Consider the following 16,649-nt stretch of genomic DNA (forward strand, 5'->3'; position numbering starts at 1 on the left):
CGGCGCCATGACAATGGCGTCCGACCCGAAAATGATCCCGCAATCCGGCCTCCTCTCCGCGGAGGCCAATCAGGCTGCCGCGCTCGCAGCCTATGGCGGCGTGCTCACCGTCGATCTCGACGCCATCATCGCCAATTGGCGCAAGCTCGAGAAGACGGCCGTGCCGGCCGAATGCTCGGCCGTGATCAAGGCCGATGCCTATGGCTGCGGCGCCGCGCAGGTCTCGCGGGCCCTGAGCAAGGCCGGTTGCAAGACCTTCTTCGTCGCCACCATCGAGGAAGCGCGCACTGTGCGCGAAGCCGTGCCGGAAGCCGCGATCTACGTGCTCGGCGGCTATTTCCAGAACACCGGCGAGCACTACGCCAGGATCAATTGCCGGCCGGTGATCGGCGATCTCAACGAGCTTGCCGAATGGGACGTGTTCTGCCGCCGCACCGGCTGGACCGGAGGCGCCGCTGTTCACATCGACACCGGCATGAACCGGCTCGGGCTGACGCTTGCGGACGCGCAGGCCATCATCCCCCGCATCAACGCCGGCGATCACGGCATCACGCTGGTGATGAGCCATCTGGTCTCGGCCGAGCAGCTCAACAGTCCCGTGAATGCAAAACAGCTGGCAACCTTCCGCAGTATCGCCAGCGAATTTTCCGGCGTGCCGGCTGCGCTTGCCAATTCCTCCGGAATCTTCCTCGGCGCGCCCTTCCAGTTCGACCTGGTGCGGCCGGGCGCAGCGCTCTACGGCGTCAACCCGACGCCTGAGGCCGACAACCCGATGCAGCCGGTGGTCGACCTCAAGGCGCGCATCGTGCAGACCCGCAATGTCGAACGCGGCGAGAGCGTCGGCTATGGCGGCACCTGGACCGCGCGGCGGCCGACAAAACTCGCAATCATCGCAGTCGGCTATGCCGACGGCTATTTCCGCGCCGCCAGCTCCAATGACGGCACCCGCGGCGCCGAGGTCGTTGTCGCCGGCAAGCGCTGCCCGGTCGCGGGCCGCGTTTCGATGGACCTGATCGCGATCGACATCACCGACTTGGCCCCGAACGCGGCGCGGCGCGGCCACATGGTGACGCTGCTCGGCGAGGGCATCACCGTCGACGAGCTCGCGCATCATTTCGGCACGATCGGCTACGAGGTGCTGACCAGCCTCGGCCACCGCTACGCCCGCGTCTACAAGGGCGGCAATGAGGTGGAGCCGCTGGTCAAGCCGGAGCCCGCGCTGGTGCAGGCGGCCGAGCAGCCGCCCTCCCCGCCGCCGATCGAGCAGCCCGCGAGCCCGCCGCCGCTGCCGAGTTAGGGACGCGCCCGTTCTTCGGGCGCGGCGCAGCGCTTCTTCAGCAATGCGCTGCAGAGCCGGGGCCATCTTCTCGCACCGTACTCTGTCGCTTTCTGGGTCCCGGCTCTGCGGAGCAGCGTCACACGCTGCGCCGCGTCCGGGACACGAGACTTACTTCTTCCGGCTGTCGAGCGCCGTCTTGCAGGACGCGCTGAGCTGATCGCGCTTGGCGTTGAGGCAGGCGATGATCTTGCCGCCACCGGGCGCGATGCCGGCGCAGAATTTGTCATAGTCCGCCTTGCACGCGCCGCGTGGATCGGACGATTGTGCCGACGAGACACCGGAGAACGCGACGACGAATGCGACGACGAATGCGACGATGGCGAGGCTCAGACTGGACTTCAACATGGATTTGGATCTCCGGTGGCGGCGCAAACGACCGCGGCCGCAATCTCTACATGAAGATTGCGGCACTCAACGTCAACCGAATCTGTCCTACGACCGCGCGGCGAAGCCTGATGTCGCTGCCTCGCCCGTGGTCCTAGGGGCGATGATGCTTCATCGATCTCATCGCGCTCTATTATCCGCGCACCTTGTTATCGATAACCCACGCATCCATGCTCTCTTTGCACGCGTTGCCGATATGGCTCCTGTACCTGTTCAGGCAAGCAACAATGCGCCCGCCCCCCGGCACGACACTGGGGCAGTATTTGAAATATTCCACCCTACAGGCGATTTCCATTTTCTCGGCAGCAAGAGCCACTCCGGAAAATGCGGTTGCGGCCACGACTACGGCAAGGCAAAGCTTGGTCATCGTCAAACCTCCGTCGTGTTGATCGGCAATTTTGGGTTGTAAGCATACATCGTGGAACGCCGATGACAACGGTAGCGAGTCATTTCTGAAGATTTCCAGTCGTTGGGCCCATGAGGATCGCGACGTTCAACATCAACAATGTCAACCGCCGCCTGCCCAACCTGTTGCGTTGGCTGAGCGCGGCGAAGCCTGATGTCGTCGCGCTCCAGGAACTGAAGGCAGCCGACGGCGAATTTCCGGCAGCGGCCATCGAACAGGCCGGTTACGGCGCGGTGTGGCGTGGACAGAAGACGTGGAACGGCGTCGCCATCCTCGCCCGCAATGCCGAGCCCATTCTCACGCGCGACCGCTTGCCGGGAAAGCCTGATGATCGCGAAGCCCGCTACATCGAGGCCGCCGTGCGCGGAATCATCGTCACCAGCATTTACCTGCCGAACGGCAATCCGCAGCCGGGGCCGAAATTCGACTACAAGCTCGACTGGTTCGCGCGCCTCAAGCGCCACGCCAAGACCTTCATCAAGCAGGATCTGCCCGTGGTGCTCGCCGGCGACTACAACGTCGCGCCTAATGAGATCGACATCTATCCGACGCGGTCATGGGACAAGGATGCCTTGATTCAGCCGAAGAGCCGCGCTGCGTTTGCCTCGCTCATTGAACAGGGTTGGTGTGATGCGATCCGCGAACTGAATCCGGAGAAACGCATCTACACGTTCTGGGACTACAAGCGAAACCGCTGGCCGCGCGATGCGGGCCTCAGACTCGATCATCTCCTGCTGAGCCCCGCCCTGGTCTCGCGTCTGGCCAAGGCGGGTGTCGACAAGAAGGTGCGCGGCGAGGAAGGGGCGAGCGATCACGCGCCGGCGTGGGTGGTTCTGAAGGAGCGTTGACGGTGCCGTAGGGTGGGCAAAGGCGCTCTTGCGCCGTGCCCACCATCTTCTATCGCGAGTAAGGTGGTGGGCACGCTTCCGCCTTCGCTCTTCTAGCTACGGCGGACAAGTCGCTTTGCCCACCCTACGAGATCGCGCCAGATCAACGCCCGTAATACTCCTGCACCGTATCCCACGCCGCCTTTTGCAGCAGTTGGGTGGTCTCCGCATCCAAGCCCGTCGCATAGGAATTGCCGACCGGCGAGCGCCCGGTCAGCGCGGCGAGCGTCACACAGGTTGCCAGATACGTGCCCGCCGGACTCGGGTGTCGCTTGTCCGGCGCATACAGATTGAGCTCCGGCTGGAGCTTGCGCACGCGCGCGAAGGCGAGGCCTGCGGGAATCACGAGCGCATCATTGGCATTGCCGGCGAGCGTATAGGCCTCGGCCAAGGCTTCCGTCATCTCCGGCTTGTCGGCATAGGCCCAGGACATAAAGAACACCGGCCGCATGCCGTGGGCACGGACGATCTCGCTGTCCTTCTTGGCGAAGGTCGCGAACGCGTCCTTCAATTGCGGATGGATCGGGCACTGGCTGCAATCCATCATGACGACGGCGTCGAACTGCCTGCCCGGCTTGTTGAAGACGACGTTGTTCTGCTCGTCGAAGGAATAGGCGCCGATGCCGCCCGGCCGCAGCAGATTGTCCATGTCGTGCCAATCGAGGCCGGAGCCGCCGATCGTAGCCATGGTGTTGCGGTACGCCGCCTTGTTGTCAGCATCAGCCGCGCGCTCCATGAAGGAGAGATGCCCGGGCATGCCGTTGTTGTAGTAGAAGAAGCTGTTGCCGACGAACAGCGCGGCCTTGGGGAAGTCAGGTCCTGATGTCGTGACCTTCGGTTTGGTCTGCGCCTGCGCGTTGAAGCCGGCTGCAACGGCCAGACACATTGCGAGCATCACTCGCGCAAAACGACGCATCATGGCTTCCCCCCCTTTTTCTCTGGGGCCGGACCAAATCAGCTTTTCAAAATCGCCTCAAGGTCACAGACGCGCAGCGGACATGCGCGCGCCCTGCATGCTCACCACAAATTCCTGCCGTCGATCATGTTCACCGGCACGGCATCGAGATCGAAATCGTCGAACAGGCGCGCGTTCACCGCAACCTTGGGATTGTCGAAATCGGCCTTGCCGGTCGACCAGTCCGGCGACTCCGAATAAGTACCGCAGCCGCAGCTCGCGCAGAAATGATGCTTGACCGTGCGGCTGCCCCAGAGATAGGTCGCCACACTTTCCGGCGGCGACAGCAGGCGAAATTGCGCCGGCGTGTAATAGGCCCACAACGCGCCCCGCTTGGCGCAGAGTGAGCAGGTGCAGCGCGTCACGCTCGCCGGCGCCTCCGTCACCTCGAACACCGTCTCACCGCAATGACAGCTTGCCTCGATCGGCATGGACCCGCTCTCCGTTTTGTCAGGAGATGGTCGTAGCTTGCCCCTGCTGCCAACATGCTGTCAGCAGCGCAACTCGGTCATGGAGCCTCGTTCGCGGACAGCCGCCTGGCGTTCGCGGCCACGTGCTCGCGGTAGCGCTGGACGATCGCGGCCGGCGTTGCTCCCGCAAGCAGGCTCGCGGCCGCCTCGAAAGCCGCGGCGATCTTCTCGCTGACCATCAGCACGGCCTCCTGCCGAGCGCCCTCGTCGCCGTGGCTGAGCTTCTCGCAGCGCAGCCGCACCACCTCGCTCGCTTCGACCGCGAGCATCGCGCCCGCATACCAGGGAAAGCCGTTGTCGGATCCGCTGAGCGCCGCATGACGGTCGAGGGCGGAGAAAGAATGATGATCGGGCATCGCGGACCTCAAATTCTTTGAGTGAGCGCTCCGATCAATACGCCTCAAATTTGAAGGATCCGGCCGGGGAACTGATCGGATTAGCCGCGCCTGCGACACCCGCAATTAACCAAGGCTCTTGACGCCGACGCCCTGGTTAGCCTACTGGTCTGACCAAGATCAGACCAAGAAGAGACCGGGATGGAAGTGAAGCGGGCCACTGAGGGCGAAAAAGGGTTCGAGAAGGTGTTCGCCTTCCTGCGCGAACGCCTGCTTGCGGGCTCGCTCAAGCCCGGCGACCGCCTGATTTCCGAGCGCGAGCTGGCGACCCTCCTCGGCGTCAGCCGGCCGATCGTCCGCGAGGCGCTACGCGCCCTCACCGTGCTCGGCATCGTCGAGATCCGCGACCGCATCGGCACCGTGGTGACGCAGCCGGACGTCTCGGTGCTGAACGACTTCTTCACCTTCGCGCTCGCCCAGCAGGCGGACATGCTCGATGACGTCATGCAGGCGCGTGTCGCGATCGAGTGTCAGGCGATCCGGCTCGCCTGCGAGCGCGCCAACATTGCCGATTTCGAACGCCTGCAGCGTGCGCTCGCGAAGATCGGAGATACGATCGACGAGGCCGATGCCGGCGGCATGGCCGACTTCGAATTCCATCGCGCCATCGTCGTGGCATCGCATTCGGAAACGCTGACGGTCTTGCACGGTTCGCTGGCGGGGCTGCTGACGCATTCGCATCGCAGCCGCCGCGAGCTGGTGCAGGCCTTCCCGTCGATGAAGACGTACCTGATCGACGACCATCGGCGCATCTTCGACGCGATCATCGCGCGCGACCCCGAGCGAGCGGATGCGACGCTGCGCAAGCATTTTGCCATTGGCGACGAATACCGCAGGCGCGCCGTCGTCGGCGACATCGACAAGACCAGCGCCTCAGGCTGATCGCGGCAGGCCAACAAGCAAGAAACCACTCAACCAAGAAACGGACGACTGACATGGGACGGAACGACAAGGGCAATGTCGGCTTCATCGGTATCGGCACGATGGGCCGCGAGATGGTGCGCAACCTCCTGGTGGCCGGGCATGCGGTTCGCGTCTTCGATCTCAACGAAGCCGCCTTGGCCGACAGCGTCAAGGAAGGCGCGGCCGGCGCCAACAGCCCCGCTGACGCCGCGCAAGGCGCTGACATCGTCATCACCATGTTGCCCGACACGCCTCATGTCGAGGCGACCGTCTACGGCGAACATGGTCTCCTGAAGTCTCCCCCGCCCGGCAAGCTGATCGTCGACATGAGCACGATCTCGCCAGTCGCCGTCCGCCGCATCCATGCCGACCTGCAAAAGGCCGGCGTCAGCTTCATCGACGCGCCGGTCTCGGGCGGGCCCGTGGGCGCCAAGAACGCTGCGCTCTCGATCATGGCCGGCGGCGATGCGGCGGCCTTCGCGCGGGCCGAGCCGTTCTTCCGCGCAATGGGGACGACCATCACGCATGTCGGCGCGTCCGGCGCGGGCCAGACCGTGAAACTCTGCAATCAGTTGATCTGTGGCATCAACATCCAGGCGATCTGCGAGGCGCTGGCGCTCGGGCGCGCTTCCGGCATCGATCTCAATCTGCTGCGTCGCGTTCTGCTCGGCGGCTCCGCCGCCTCCTGGATGCTCGACAAGCTCGGCCCCGCGATGATCGCGGGCGACGTCTCCGCCGGCTTCCGGATCGATCTCCAGCTCAAGGATCTCCGCCTGGTGCAAGAGCACGCACAGGCGCTGAGCGTGCCGTTGCCCGGCACCGCGCTCGTCACCAGCCAGTACGTGGACGCACGCGCGCATGGCGAAGGCAGCAACGGCAACCAGGCGCTGTTCCGCGTCTATGACCGCATGACCAACCAGACCACCGGCTGAACCTGATACGATGAGCCTCCAACTCGACTTTCCCGCGGTGCTGGAGCGTTGGCCGAATTTTCTGGCCGGCGCGGCGCTGACGCTGGAGTTGGCGGCCTTCGCGACGGTGCTCGGCGCCCTGTTCGGCACGCTCGCAGCCGTCGGCCGCGGCTCACGAAGCCCGCTGATCGCGGGCGCCTGCAAAGGCTATGTCGAGACCATCCGCAACACGCCACTGCTGGTACAGATCTTTCTGGTCTATTTCGGCCTCGCCAGCCTCGGCCTGAAATTCTCCGCCTTCACCGTGGCGGTGGCCGCGTTGACGATCAATGTCGGCGCCTACACCGCCGAGATCATGCGCGCCGGTTTCGAAGCGATCCCGCGCGGACAGATCGAGGCCGCCGAAGGGCTGGCGCTGTCGCGACTGCAAATCTACTGGCACATCATCCTGCTGCCGGCGATCGAGAAGGTCTATCCGGCGCTGACCAGCCAGTTCGTACTGCTGATGCTGGCTTCCTCGGTCTGCTCGCAGATCTCGGCGGAGGAACTCACCGCCGTCGCCAACTACATCCAGTCGGACACCTATCGCGCCTTCGAGACCTACATCATCGTCGCCGTGCTCTACGTCATCCTGTCGCTGGTGATGCGCGCAGGCTTCTGGGGCCTAGGCCTCGTGCTGTTTCCGCGCCGGCGCCGGCTCGGCACACCGTTGTGAGATGACCATGGGCGGACATCTCAACATCAATCATCTGATGTTCCTCGGCCAGGGCGCGCTGTGGACGATTGGCCTGTCCGTGATCGCGCTGATCGGCGGCGGCATTGTCGGCTTCGTGATTGCGCTCGCGCGCATCTCGCCGCTCAAGTCGGTGCGGATCGCCAGCGGCGTCTATGTCCAGCTGATCCAGGGTACGCCGCTGCTCGTCATCCTGTTCCTCGGCTATTTCGGCCTCGCCGCGATCGGCCTCAAGGTCTCGCCGTTAGCTGCCGCCGGCGCCTCGCTCACGCTCTATGTCTCGGCCTATCTCGGCGAGATCTGGCGCGGCTGCATCCAGTCGGTGCCGAAGCCGCAATGGGAGGCCGCCGAAGGCCTCGCGCTGAGCCGGACCCAGCGCATGATGAAGGTGATCCTGCCGCAGGCGATCCGCATCGCGACGCCGCCGACCGTCGGCTTCATGGTGCAGATCATCAAGAATACCTCGCTCGCCTCGGTCGTCGGCTTCGTCGAGCTGATGCGGTCGGGCCAGATCGTCAACAACTCGCTGTTCGAGCCGTTCGCCATCTACGCGATCATCGCCGTCGTCTATTTCACCATGTGCTATCCCCTGTCCCTGTTCAGCCAGAAGCTGGAACGGCGGATGGGGCGTGGCAGGTCCAACCTCGCACCAGCCTGACATGCAGCAAAACCCCTCCTCCTCCGAACCGATCGTGTCGCTCCGCGACGTGCAGAAGAGCTTTGGCCCGCTGCGGGTGCTCGATGGCGTCTCCTTTGCCGTCGAACGCGGCGAGGTGCTGGCACTGATCGGCCGCTCCGGCTCCGGCAAGAGCACGGCGCTGCGCTGCATCGACCGCTTCGAGAAGGTCGACGGGGGCGAGATCGTCGTGTGCGGGCATCGCGTCGACCGCCCTGATGTCGATCTGCGCGCGCTGCGCCAGGACGTCGGCATCGTGTTCCAGAGCTACAATCTGTTTCCACATCTCACGATCGAACAGAACATCACGCTCGCCCCCTGCGCCGTGAAGGGCATGGCCGCCTCGCAAGCCAGGGACCTCGCCCGAAAAGTGCTCGCGCAGGTCGGGCTCGAGGAGAAGCTGCACGCCTATCCCGAGCAGCTCTCGGGCGGCCAGCAGCAGCGCGCGGCGATCGCCCGCTCGCTCGCGATGCAGCCGAAAGTGATGCTGTTCGACGAGGTCACCTCCGCGCTCGATCCCGAGCTTACTGGCGAGGTGCTGAAGGTAATCGAGCAATTGGCGGCGGACGGCATGACCATGGTGATGGTCACCCATGAGATGGGTTTTGCCAAAGGCATCGCCGACCGGATCGTCTTCATGCATCGGGGCAAGGTCCACGAGACCGGCCCCGCCTCGATCCTGACGTCGCCGGCGACGCCCGAACTCACGCAATTCGTGGGCACTGGAAACTTAAAATCATAACAGGAGAGGAGAACCAAGGATGACAAACAAGACACTGCTGGGGACCGCCACCGCGCTGTTCGGCCTCGTCATGATATCAGCCACGCCGGCGTCGGCCGACCTGCTCGACGACATCACGCAGGCCAAGAAAATCCGCATCTCGACGGACGTCGCCATTCCGCCCTCGGGCATGATGGACAGCAGCATGAAGCCGACCGGCTCCGACGTCGAAGTGGCGCAACTGCTCGCCAAGGATTGGGGGCTCGAGCTCGAATTCATCCAGACCACCGGTGCGACGCGCATCCCCAACGTCCTGACCGGCAAGGCCGACATCATCATCTCGACCCTGTCGGTGACGCCCGATCGCGCCAAGGTCATCGACTTCACGAAGCGCTATGCGACGCTGCAGTCCGACGTCGGCTGCCTCAAATCCTCGACCGTCAAGGACTGGCCCGACCTGAAAGACAAGCCGATCGGCGTCTCCCGCGGCACCACGCAGGACACCACCCTGTCCAACATGAAGGACAAGGACCTCAAGATCTCGCGCTACGACGACGACGCCACGATGGTGACGGCGGCCGTCTCCGGCCAGGTCGACTGCGTCGCCTCGTCGGCGACGATCATCAACCAGATCGGGGTGAAGAACCCGTCGCGCGTGTTCGAGTCACGGATTCCGCTGGCGACCTTCGACCTCGCGATCGGCCTGAAGAAGGGTGAGCAGCGCCTGATGGACAAGCTCAACGCCTGGATCACCGAGAACGTCAAGAACGGCAAGCTCAACGCGATCTACAAGAAATTCCATGGGGTCGAGCTGCCGCCCGACATGCGCAGCTGAAACCAGGGAAAATCGTGGCAGCCGCGAAGCGGCTGTCACGACCAACATAAAATCAAGAAGGACATCACATGCGTCTCGTCATCGGATCCGACCACGCCGGCTGGCCGCTCAAGCAGACCGTTATCGACCACATCCGCAGCCTCGGCCACGACGTCGTCGATGTCGGCTCCTATGACGACAAGCCGGTGGATTTCCCCGACATCGCGCGGGCCGTTGCGCAGAAGGTGACGTCAGGCGAAGCCGCACGCGGCATCATGGTGTGTGGCACCGGCGTCGGCGCCTCGATCGCGGCCAACAAGATGAAGGGCATTCGCGCCGCGGTCTGCCACGACGTTCATTCCGCCCATCAGAGCGTCGAGCATGACGACGTCAACGTCATGTGCATCGGCGCGCAGATCGTCGGCGCCTGGCTCGCCGTGGATCTGGTCTCGTCCTATCTCTCCGCCGAATTCTCTACGGACGAGGATTTTCGCCGCCGCGTCGAGAAGCTGCGCATCATGGACGAGCAAGGCTGACGGCCGGCCGGGATGGCATGCGCTGAGCGATTGGTTCCCTCGCCTGGAATGGATCGCCCGCATCGCCGGCCACGGCTAAACTCTCCCGATTCGTGGAGAGCACCTTGGCCTTTCTCTTCGTCCTCATCGTCGGCCTGATCGCCGGCACCGTCTCAGGCATCGTCGGCACGGGGTCGTCGATCATGCTGATGCCGGTGCTGGTCTATGCCTATGGGCCGAAGGAAGCCGTGCCGATCATGGCGGTCGCCTCCGTGATGGCGAACTTCTCGCGGATCCTGGCGTGGTGGCGCGAGGTCGACTGGCGGGCCTGCGCGGCCTATTCGGTGACGGGCATTCCGGCCGCCGTGCTGGGCGCGCGCACGCTGCTCGCGCTCCCCTCGCACGCCGTCGATCTCGCCATCGGCGTCTTCCTGATCGCGATGGTGCCGGTGCGGCACTGGCTGGCGCGGCACGATCTCAAGGCCAATCTCTGGCACCTCGCGATCGGCGGGGCGATCATCGGCTATCTCACCGGCATCGTGGTCTCGACCGGCCCGCTCAGCGTGCCGCTGTTCCTGTTCTACGGCCTGTCCAAGGGCGCCTTCCTCGCAACCGAGGCGGCCTCCTCACTCGGCCTCTACTTCGCGAAGTCCGTGACCTTCGAACGTTTCGGCGCGCTGACGCAGGACGTCTTCATCAAGGGCCTGGTCGCAGGCTCCTCGCTGATGTCGGGCGCCTTCATCGCAAAACGCTTCGTGCTGCATCTCAAGCCGGAGATGTTCCGCCTGGTGATGGACGCGATCATGATCGCGGCCGGGCTCTCCATGCTCTGGAACGCAACGCAGTCGTAATCGCGCTCAGGCGGCGAATTCGGGCGCGATCGACGGGCTGCCGGCGACGACGCGGCTTGTCTCAGTGGGTACCGCCTGCTTTTCGAGCCATTGCAGCACGGCGTCGAGCGGCTGCGGCCGATGGTAGTGATAACCCTGCCCGAGCATCACGCCCATCTCGCGCATGGCCTCAGCCTGCTCGGGCCGCTCGATGCCTTCCGCGACAAGCTTCAGCCCCAGCGTGCCGGCGAGCGAGGCGATGACGCCGACGATCGCCTTGTCTTCCGCGCTGTCAGGGATCTCGCTGATGAAGGCTTTGTCGATCTTGACCTTGTCGAGCGGGAAACGCCGGAGATGAGCGAGCGAGCTATAGCCGGTGCCGAAATCGTCGAGCGCGATGGTTGCGCCCAGGCGCCGCAGGCGGTGCAGCGTCTCGGAGGCGCTGGCGATGTTGTTGATCAGCGAGCCCTCGGTGATCTCGAGCTCCAGCAATGATGCCGCGACATCGAAACGCGCGCAGGTCGCGCGCAGCTCGGCAGCGAGCGAATGGTCGGCGAGCTCGGACGGCGGCAGATTGATCGCGATCCGGATCTGCGGCCTGCCGGCGGATGCCAGTCGCTGCAGCGCGCGACAGGCATCGGTCAGCACGTAGCGCGTCAGCCGCGCATTGTTGCCGCTGCGCTCAATCAGCGGCAGGAATTCGCCGGGACCGATCAAACCAAGTTCGGGATGGCGCCAGCGGATCAGCGCCTCGAGGCCGACAACGGCCTGGCTCTCGAGGTCGACCTGGCTTTGATACCAGACCTCGAACTGCCCGTCGGCGAAGCCTGCGGGAATGGCGAGCTCGAGATCCCGGCGGCGGCGATAGTCGCGCTGAAGCGCTTCGTCGAGCACGGCGACCGTGCCGGGCGCCTTGCTCTTGGCATGGTAGAGCGCGATGTCGGCGAGCGCCGGCAAATGCGACAGCTCGGGATCGCCGGCGCGGCGCACGGCAAGGCCGATGCTGGCGCGCGGCACGACCTGCTTGTCGTGCAGCCGGATCGGCTCGGAAATCGCATCTAACAGCTGGCGCGCGAACGCCTGGGCGGTCGCTTCATTGCTGACCTCGGGGCGGATGACGACGAATTCGTCGCCGCCGAGCCGGGCGACCCAATCCTGCGGTTCGACCGCATCACGAAGGCGCTCGGAGATGTGCACCAGGAACTTGTCGCCGGCATCATGGCCGAAGGTGTCGTTGATGCCCTTGAAGTCGTCGAGATCGATGAAGCAGAAGGCGATCAGCGAGTCCGGCGAGCCGGCATCGCCGCTCAGGGTCACCAGATGCTCGGACAGCGAGCGACGATTGGGCAGGCCCGTGAGCGGATCGTGCGCGGCCATGTGCCCGAGCCGGTCGAGCGCGCCCGATGTCGTGTGCTGCATGGCGTTGAAGGCACGCGCGAGCTGGCCGAATTCGTTCGTCGATTTGATGTCGGCCGGATAGGCTCGCCCGTCCTGCTTGCTGCGCTGGATCGCCGACATGATCGCGGTAAGCGGCTTGCCGATGAAGATGTTGGCCGATATCCGCATCGCGATCAGGGTGGCAAATGTTGCGAGCAGGCCGACCACCAGCAGCAGCATCAGCCGGCTGCCCGTGTCCGTGTAGACCGTCGCATAGGAATAGGCGATCGCGATACGACCGGCCTGCACGGCGATGTTGCCGTTGCTGTAGCGGATCGGACGCGAGACTTCCGATACCGCCTGGTCCGCCGGCCGCGCCACCACCCGCGCGATCGCGACGCCGGTGTCGTCATAAACGGCCGCCGCGGCAATGGTCTCGTCGTGCATGATCTCGTTGAGCACGCTCGTGACCTGATCGTAGCGCATCTTCCAGAGCGGCTCGGCGATCAGCTCGGCGCGGCTCTCTGCGGTGCGGGCAATGCGCGCGTCGAGCTGCCTGATCTGCGACCAGAAGCTCGATGCCTCGACGCCGGCGGAGGCGAGCAGCTGCACCACCAGCAGCACCGGCACGGTGGCCCAGATCATCGCACGGACCACCGAGCGCGAGCGCGACGGCGCCGTCGCCTGCTGCTTGCGATCCCGATCGGTCATGTCGTCACCGTTTCGCATCAGTCAGCAGCGCCTTCCGGAAGCGTCAGCGAAGAGATGAGCGCATCGATGGAGAAATCGTACTGGCCGCAGCGCCCCGCCCTCGCCCTGAAGCGTGCGAAATCGATCCGATCGAAGGCGCGCGTCTTGATGAGGTCTCCGACCGAAGCGAGATTGTCGCGCGTGATCGCGGACGTCCTGGCCTCGACGCGGGGCGATGCGGTCGCGAAATCGCAGCCGTCGGCGTAGTCGCGCAGGAGGACGATCGACCAGCCGCCGAGCAGAAAATGTCCGCCATCGGTCATGAGCAGACGGCCCGCCTTGATCTCGCGCAGCGCGTCCTCCGACCAGTTGAGGCCGACCAGCTGGATGTTTCGGCCGGGCGTGAGGCCGGCCGCGACCACCGCGCGAAGCGCGCCGAGCGCCATCGGATCGTTTCCGGCCCAGATGCCGGCAGGCCGGATCTCCTTGCGCGCGGCCCAGCTCAGATAATTCCTGGTGACCTGCTCTGCCTCCGACTGGGTCCAGTTGGCGAACAGCATCCGGTCCACCACCACGTCGGGCGCGGCGTCCACCGCGAGCTTGAGACCCGCGTTGCGGGCGATCGAGGCCGGCGTGATCTCGTCGCCGCCGATGCCGAGAATGTGGATCTTGCCGTCCGGGCTCTGCCATTTCTCGGCGCGCGCCACTTTGATCAAGGCATTGGCCATCCTCGCACCCGCGGTCTGGAGATCCGTCGTGATGTCGCCGAGCCAGGTCTTGAGCTTTTGCCGGGGCGGTCCGAGGCGCGCGGCGTCGTCGCCGATCAGCGTGTTCGAGAGCAGCAGCGTCTTGACCCCGGCGGCCTCGGCCGCCTCCAGGATGGGAACGGCGGCGGATTCCTCGTTCGACAGGATGAGGAAGTCCGGCTTGTCGGCGCGTGCCACCACGCCGAAGCCAAGCTCCTGCATGGTGCGGTAATTTCGTTCGCTGGTCAGCACCTCGACATGCGCGTCGAGCTTGCGGCCCGCGGCCTGCATGGTCTGCGCGACCATGTCCCAGTAGACCTCGCCGGTCTTGCCAGGGTTGACGAAAACGATATTGAGACGCCCGGCGTCGGCCGCAACGGCGCCGCCAATCGGCAGAAGAAGGCCGCAGGCCATGCCCACGGCGAGCATTATCCGCAAGACTACCGTCATTCGTTTCGCCATCCCGTATCGGTTTCGAAACTGGACCGGCGTCCGCTAACATTTGGCAAAGTCCGGAACGGCGCGGCGGCGTAGAGCTAACAAAGGGTGTATCGGCTGCGGTGAATTGGGCTAATGGGGGTTACGGCGATCGCCGTCTCGCCCGTCATTCCGTGCTATCAGCAAACCTGAAAACCCCGACTCGCTGTCCCCATGGCCAAGAACACGCTTTCCTTCGTCTGCCAGAACTGCGGCGCGGCCTATAACCGCTGGCAGGGCAAGTGCGAATCCTGCGGCGAGTGGAACACGCTTGCCGAGGAGGACACGACCGGCAGCGTGCCGGTCTCGATCCGCTCCAAGCGCAAGGGCCGGACGTTTGCGCTGGAGAGCCTGTCGGGGAAGACCCAGGACGCTCCTCGCCTGTCCTCAGGCATGACCGAGCTCGACCGCGTCACCGGTGGCGGCTTCGTCCGCGGCTCGGTGCTGCTGGTCGGCGGCGATCCCGGCATCGGCAAGTCGACGCTGCTGACGCAGGCCACCAGCATGATGGCGCGCGCCGGCCACCGCATCGTCTACATCTCCGGCGAAGAGGCGGTCGCCCAGGTGCGCCTGCGCGCCGAGCGGCTCGGCTTGTCGGACGCGCCGGTGCAGCTGGCGGCCGAGACCTCTGTCGAGGATATCGTCTCGACGCTGTCGGAAGGCGCGGTGCCGCGGCTGATCGTGATCGACTCGATCCAGACCATGTGGACCGACACGGTGGAATCCGCGCCCGGCACGGTCACCCAGGTGCGCGCCTCGGCGCAGGCGCTGATCCGCTTCGCCAAGAAGACCGGTGCTGCCATCATCCTGGTCGGCCATGTCACCAAGGACGGCCAGATCGCAGGCCCCCGCGTGGTCGAGCACATGGTCGATGCGGTGCTGTCCTTCGAGGGCGAAGGCTCACAGCAATTCCGCATCCTGCGCGCAGTGAAGAACCGCTTCGGCCCGACCGACGAGATCGGCGTGTTCGAGATGACCGGCCTTGGCCTGCGCGAGGTCACCAATCCCTCCGAGCTGTTCCTGTCCGAGCGCGATCTGGGCACGCCGGGCACCGCAGTCTTCGCGGGCATCGAGGGTACGAGGCCCGTTCTGGTCGAATTGCAGGCCTTGGTGGCCCCCACCTCGCTCGGCACCCCGCGTAGGGCCGTGGTCGGCTGGGATCAGAGCAGGCTCTCCATGGTGCTGGCGGTGCTGGAGGCCCATTGCGGGGTCAAGCTGTCCGGCCACGACGTCTATCTGAACGTCGCGGGCGGCCTGCGCATCCACGAGCCGGCGGCCGATATGGCCGCCGCGGCCGCACTGGTTTCATCCCTGGTTAATGCGCAGTTACCCACCGATGCTGTCTATTTCGGCGAGATTTCGCTCTCCGGCGTCATCCGCCCGGTGGCGCAGACCCCGGCCCGGCTCAAGGAAGCGGTCAAGCTCGGCTTCAAGCGCGCCGTGCTGCCCGAATCGGCCCGTGGCGGCGATGCTGGCGGCGACGCCGGACTGTCCCTGAACGCGATCAACAGCCTGACGACACTGGTGGCCGAGATCGCGGCCCGGGGCTCCCGCCGCGGCGACTCGAGCCCGCCGGCGGAGAAAAATGCCACACCGGCAAGATTCCGCCGTGGAGAGGGTTAGGTGGAGGTGACGTCCTCCGCCCCCACCGCTATACAGCCGTCACAAAAGCAGCATGGGATTGCGTGGTTGCGGCCTTGCCGGGAACGCCGTCTGGCCCTCACTTAGGGCCACGGCCAAGCACCGATTCGCTGAGCACCTTTGAAGTACGAGCGGACCCGACCAGCCGATGCCAGTAACACTCCTCGACCTGATCCTGCTCGGTGTGATGCTGATCTCGGGCCTGCTCGCCATGGTCCGCGGCTTCATGCGCGAAATCCTGTCGATCGCGGCCTGGGGCGCAGCGGCGATCGTGACGCTGTACTCGTTCTCGAAGCTGCTGCCGACCGCAAAGACCTATTTCAACAACGACACGGTGGCGAGCGTCGTCGTGGTCGCCGGCGTGTTCGTGGGCACCCTGGTCGTGGTCTCCGTGATCACGGTCCGGATCTCCGACATGATCCTGGATTCGCGCATCGGCGCGCTAGACCGCACCCTGGGCTTCCTGTTTGGCCTCGCTCGCGGGCTTTTGATCGTCGTGGTCGCGTTCCTGTTCTTCACCTGGCTGGTGCCGGACAAGCAGCGCCCGGACTGGGTCACGGGGGCCAAATCTCGCGTGGTGCTCCAGGGAACCGGGGATTGGCTGATGGCCCTCTTGCCTGACGACCCCGAGAACACCATCTTGAAGAGATTCAAGAAAAACAAACCAGATGATGATCAAGCTGATTCCGAACCGCAGCCTTCGGGCACTGGCGACGGATACAGTAAACCTGCTCGTGACAGCCTCAAGAAGCTGATCGAGAAACCTGCGGCGCGTTGAT

At 64.9% G+C, this 16,649-nt stretch carries 19 protein-coding genes; 13 read left to right on the forward strand and 6 right to left on the reverse strand.

Going from position 1 to position 16,649, the window contains the following annotated elements; translation table 11 throughout:
- Positions 1-13 precede the first annotated feature (13 nt).
- Entirely contained in the window at positions 14-1,297 is a 1,284-nt protein-coding gene (gene alr, locus AB7531_RS25735; RefSeq protein ID WP_063983704.1) for an alanine racemase, read from the forward strand.
- A 150-nt stretch (positions 1,298-1,447) separates the two neighbouring features.
- Here alr and AB7531_RS25740 read toward each other — a convergent pair whose 3' ends face one another.
- On the reverse strand, positions 1,448-1,684 hold the full coding sequence (locus AB7531_RS25740) for a cysteine rich repeat-containing protein (RefSeq protein ID WP_063983705.1): 237 nt from the start codon (positions 1,682-1,684) through the stop codon (positions 1,448-1,450).
- On the opposite strand from AB7531_RS25740, the gene AB7531_RS25745 reads away from it, so the two are divergent.
- Together AB7531_RS25745 and AB7531_RS25750 are read left to right on the forward strand one after the other, a co-directional pair.
- On the forward strand, positions 1,683-2,132 hold the full coding sequence (locus AB7531_RS25745; protein ID WP_231144883.1) for a hypothetical protein: 450 nt from the start codon (positions 1,683-1,685) through the stop codon (positions 2,130-2,132). The two genes, AB7531_RS25740 and AB7531_RS25745, sit on opposite strands and share 2 nt — an antisense overlap.
- A gap of 68 nt (positions 2,133-2,200) precedes the next feature.
- Positions 2,201-2,977, forward strand: coding sequence for an exodeoxyribonuclease III (locus AB7531_RS25750; RefSeq protein ID WP_063983707.1), 777 nt, complete (start codon positions 2,201-2,203; stop codon positions 2,975-2,977).
- 142 nt (positions 2,978-3,119) lie between these two features.
- Here AB7531_RS25750 and AB7531_RS25755 read toward each other — a convergent pair whose 3' ends face one another.
- The 3 genes from AB7531_RS25755 to AB7531_RS25765 form a co-directional block, all read right to left on the reverse strand.
- Positions 3,120-3,935 (reverse strand): DUF4886 domain-containing protein, encoded by an 816-nt coding sequence (locus tag AB7531_RS25755; protein WP_063983708.1) that lies wholly within the window; start codon positions 3,933-3,935, stop codon positions 3,120-3,122.
- 98 nt (positions 3,936-4,033) lie between these two features.
- A complete protein-coding gene (locus AB7531_RS25760; RefSeq protein ID WP_063983709.1) occupies positions 4,034-4,402 on the reverse strand; it encodes a GFA family protein in 369 nt (122 codons plus the stop codon).
- Positions 4,403-4,479: 77 nt separating this feature from the next.
- The gene (locus tag AB7531_RS25765; protein WP_063983710.1) at positions 4,480-4,797 is read right to left on the reverse strand and encodes a hypothetical protein; all 318 of its coding nucleotides are present in this window, start codon (positions 4,795-4,797) and stop codon (positions 4,480-4,482) included.
- Positions 4,798-4,977: 180 nt separating this feature from the next.
- On the opposite strand from AB7531_RS25765, the gene AB7531_RS25770 reads away from it, so the two are divergent.
- The 8 genes from AB7531_RS25770 to AB7531_RS25805 all read left to right on the forward strand — a co-directional run bounded on the left by AB7531_RS25770 (position 4,978) and on the right by AB7531_RS25805 (position 10,960).
- Positions 4,978-5,718 carry a FadR/GntR family transcriptional regulator gene (locus AB7531_RS25770; protein ID WP_166095906.1) on the forward strand — a complete coding sequence of 247 codons (741 nt, stop codon included), beginning with the start codon at positions 4,978-4,980 and terminating at the stop codon, positions 5,716-5,718.
- Positions 5,718-6,671, forward strand: coding sequence for an NAD(P)-dependent oxidoreductase (locus tag AB7531_RS25775; RefSeq protein ID WP_354095448.1), 954 nt, complete (start codon positions 5,718-5,720; stop codon positions 6,669-6,671). The genes AB7531_RS25770 and AB7531_RS25775 overlap by 1 nt, the downstream gene beginning before the upstream one ends.
- Positions 6,672-6,681: 10 nt before the next feature.
- A complete protein-coding gene (locus AB7531_RS25780) occupies positions 6,682-7,365 on the forward strand; it encodes an amino acid ABC transporter permease (protein ID WP_063983713.1) in 684 nt (227 codons plus the stop codon).
- A gap of 7 nt (positions 7,366-7,372) precedes the next feature.
- Positions 7,373-8,041: an amino acid ABC transporter permease gene (locus tag AB7531_RS25785; protein WP_063986421.1), complete on the forward strand. Its 669-nt coding sequence runs from the start codon at positions 7,373-7,375 to the stop codon at positions 8,039-8,041.
- A gap of 1 nt (position 8,042) precedes the next feature.
- Positions 8,043-8,801, forward strand: a complete 759-nt coding sequence (locus AB7531_RS25790; protein WP_063983714.1) for an amino acid ABC transporter ATP-binding protein — start codon at positions 8,043-8,045, stop codon at positions 8,799-8,801.
- A 19-nt stretch (positions 8,802-8,820) separates the two neighbouring features.
- Positions 8,821-9,615, forward strand: coding sequence for a transporter substrate-binding domain-containing protein (locus AB7531_RS25795; RefSeq protein WP_063983715.1), 795 nt, complete (start codon positions 8,821-8,823; stop codon positions 9,613-9,615).
- Positions 9,616-9,683: 68 nt separating this feature from the next.
- A complete protein-coding gene (gene rpiB, locus AB7531_RS25800; RefSeq protein ID WP_063983716.1) occupies positions 9,684-10,130 on the forward strand; it encodes a ribose 5-phosphate isomerase B in 447 nt (148 codons plus the stop codon).
- A 104-nt stretch (positions 10,131-10,234) separates the two neighbouring features.
- The gene (locus AB7531_RS25805; protein WP_063986422.1) at positions 10,235-10,960 is read left to right on the forward strand and encodes a sulfite exporter TauE/SafE family protein; all 726 of its coding nucleotides are present in this window, start codon (positions 10,235-10,237) and stop codon (positions 10,958-10,960) included.
- 6 nt (positions 10,961-10,966) lie between these two features.
- Here AB7531_RS25805 and AB7531_RS25810 read toward each other — a convergent pair whose 3' ends face one another.
- Together AB7531_RS25810 and AB7531_RS25815 are read right to left on the reverse strand one after the other, a co-directional pair.
- A complete protein-coding gene (locus AB7531_RS25810) occupies positions 10,967-13,045 on the reverse strand; it encodes a putative bifunctional diguanylate cyclase/phosphodiesterase (protein ID WP_063983717.1) in 2,079 nt (692 codons plus the stop codon).
- A complete protein-coding gene (locus AB7531_RS25815) occupies positions 13,045-14,202 on the reverse strand; it encodes an ABC transporter substrate-binding protein (RefSeq protein ID WP_231144879.1) in 1,158 nt (385 codons plus the stop codon). Before AB7531_RS25815 ends, AB7531_RS25810 begins: the two co-directional genes overlap by 1 nt.
- 201 nt (positions 14,203-14,403) lie before the next feature.
- Between AB7531_RS25815 and radA the strand changes: the two genes are divergently transcribed.
- Positions 14,404-15,852, forward strand: a complete 1,449-nt coding sequence (radA, locus tag AB7531_RS25820; protein WP_063983719.1) for a DNA repair protein RadA — start codon at positions 14,404-14,406, stop codon at positions 15,850-15,852.
- A 166-nt stretch (positions 15,853-16,018) separates the two neighbouring features.
- Positions 16,019-16,648: a CvpA family protein gene (locus AB7531_RS25825; RefSeq protein WP_063983720.1), complete on the forward strand. Its 630-nt coding sequence runs from the start codon at positions 16,019-16,021 to the stop codon at positions 16,646-16,648.
- The last annotated feature ends 1 nt before the right edge of the window (position 16,649 follow it).

This window comes from Bradyrhizobium sp. 63_E2_N1_3 (assembly GCF_052076005.1).
GTDB classification, from domain to species: Bacteria; Pseudomonadota; Alphaproteobacteria; order Rhizobiales; family Xanthobacteraceae; genus Bradyrhizobium; species Bradyrhizobium barranii.

Bases quoted from the DNA above. Each gene is read 5' to 3' on its own strand.
- alr (WP_063983704.1), top strand. From the start codon at position 14: ATGGCGTCCGACCCGAAAATGATCCCGCAATCCGGCCTCCTCTCCGCG.
- AB7531_RS25745 (WP_231144883.1), top strand. From the start codon at position 1,683: ATGGATTTGGATCTCCGGTGGCGGCGCAAACGACCGCGGCCGCAATCT.
- AB7531_RS25740 (WP_063983705.1), bottom strand. From the start codon at position 1,684: ATGTTGAAGTCCAGTCTGAGCCTCGCCATCGTCGCATTCGTCGTCGCA.
- AB7531_RS25750 (WP_063983707.1), top strand. From the start codon at position 2,201: ATGAGGATCGCGACGTTCAACATCAACAATGTCAACCGCCGCCTGCCC.
- AB7531_RS25755 (WP_063983708.1), bottom strand. From the start codon at position 3,935: ATGATGCGTCGTTTTGCGCGAGTGATGCTCGCAATGTGTCTGGCCGTT.
- AB7531_RS25760 (WP_063983709.1), bottom strand. From the start codon at position 4,402: ATGCCGATCGAGGCAAGCTGTCATTGCGGTGAGACGGTGTTCGAGGTG.
- AB7531_RS25765 (WP_063983710.1), bottom strand. From the start codon at position 4,797: ATGCCCGATCATCATTCTTTCTCCGCCCTCGACCGTCATGCGGCGCTC.
- AB7531_RS25770 (WP_166095906.1), top strand. From the start codon at position 4,978: ATGGAAGTGAAGCGGGCCACTGAGGGCGAAAAAGGGTTCGAGAAGGTG.
- AB7531_RS25780 (WP_063983713.1), top strand. From the start codon at position 6,682: ATGAGCCTCCAACTCGACTTTCCCGCGGTGCTGGAGCGTTGGCCGAAT.
- AB7531_RS25785 (WP_063986421.1), top strand. From the start codon at position 7,373: ATGGGCGGACATCTCAACATCAATCATCTGATGTTCCTCGGCCAGGGC.
- AB7531_RS25790 (WP_063983714.1), top strand. From the start codon at position 8,043: ATGCAGCAAAACCCCTCCTCCTCCGAACCGATCGTGTCGCTCCGCGAC.
- AB7531_RS25795 (WP_063983715.1), top strand. From the start codon at position 8,821: ATGACAAACAAGACACTGCTGGGGACCGCCACCGCGCTGTTCGGCCTC.
- rpiB (WP_063983716.1), top strand. From the start codon at position 9,684: ATGCGTCTCGTCATCGGATCCGACCACGCCGGCTGGCCGCTCAAGCAG.
- AB7531_RS25810 (WP_063983717.1), bottom strand. From the start codon at position 13,045: ATGCGAAACGGTGACGACATGACCGATCGGGATCGCAAGCAGCAGGCG.
- AB7531_RS25815 (WP_231144879.1), bottom strand. From the start codon at position 14,202: ATGACGGTAGTCTTGCGGATAATGCTCGCCGTGGGCATGGCCTGCGGC.
- radA (WP_063983719.1), top strand. From the start codon at position 14,404: ATGGCCAAGAACACGCTTTCCTTCGTCTGCCAGAACTGCGGCGCGGCC.
- AB7531_RS25825 (WP_063983720.1), top strand. From the start codon at position 16,019: ATGCCAGTAACACTCCTCGACCTGATCCTGCTCGGTGTGATGCTGATC.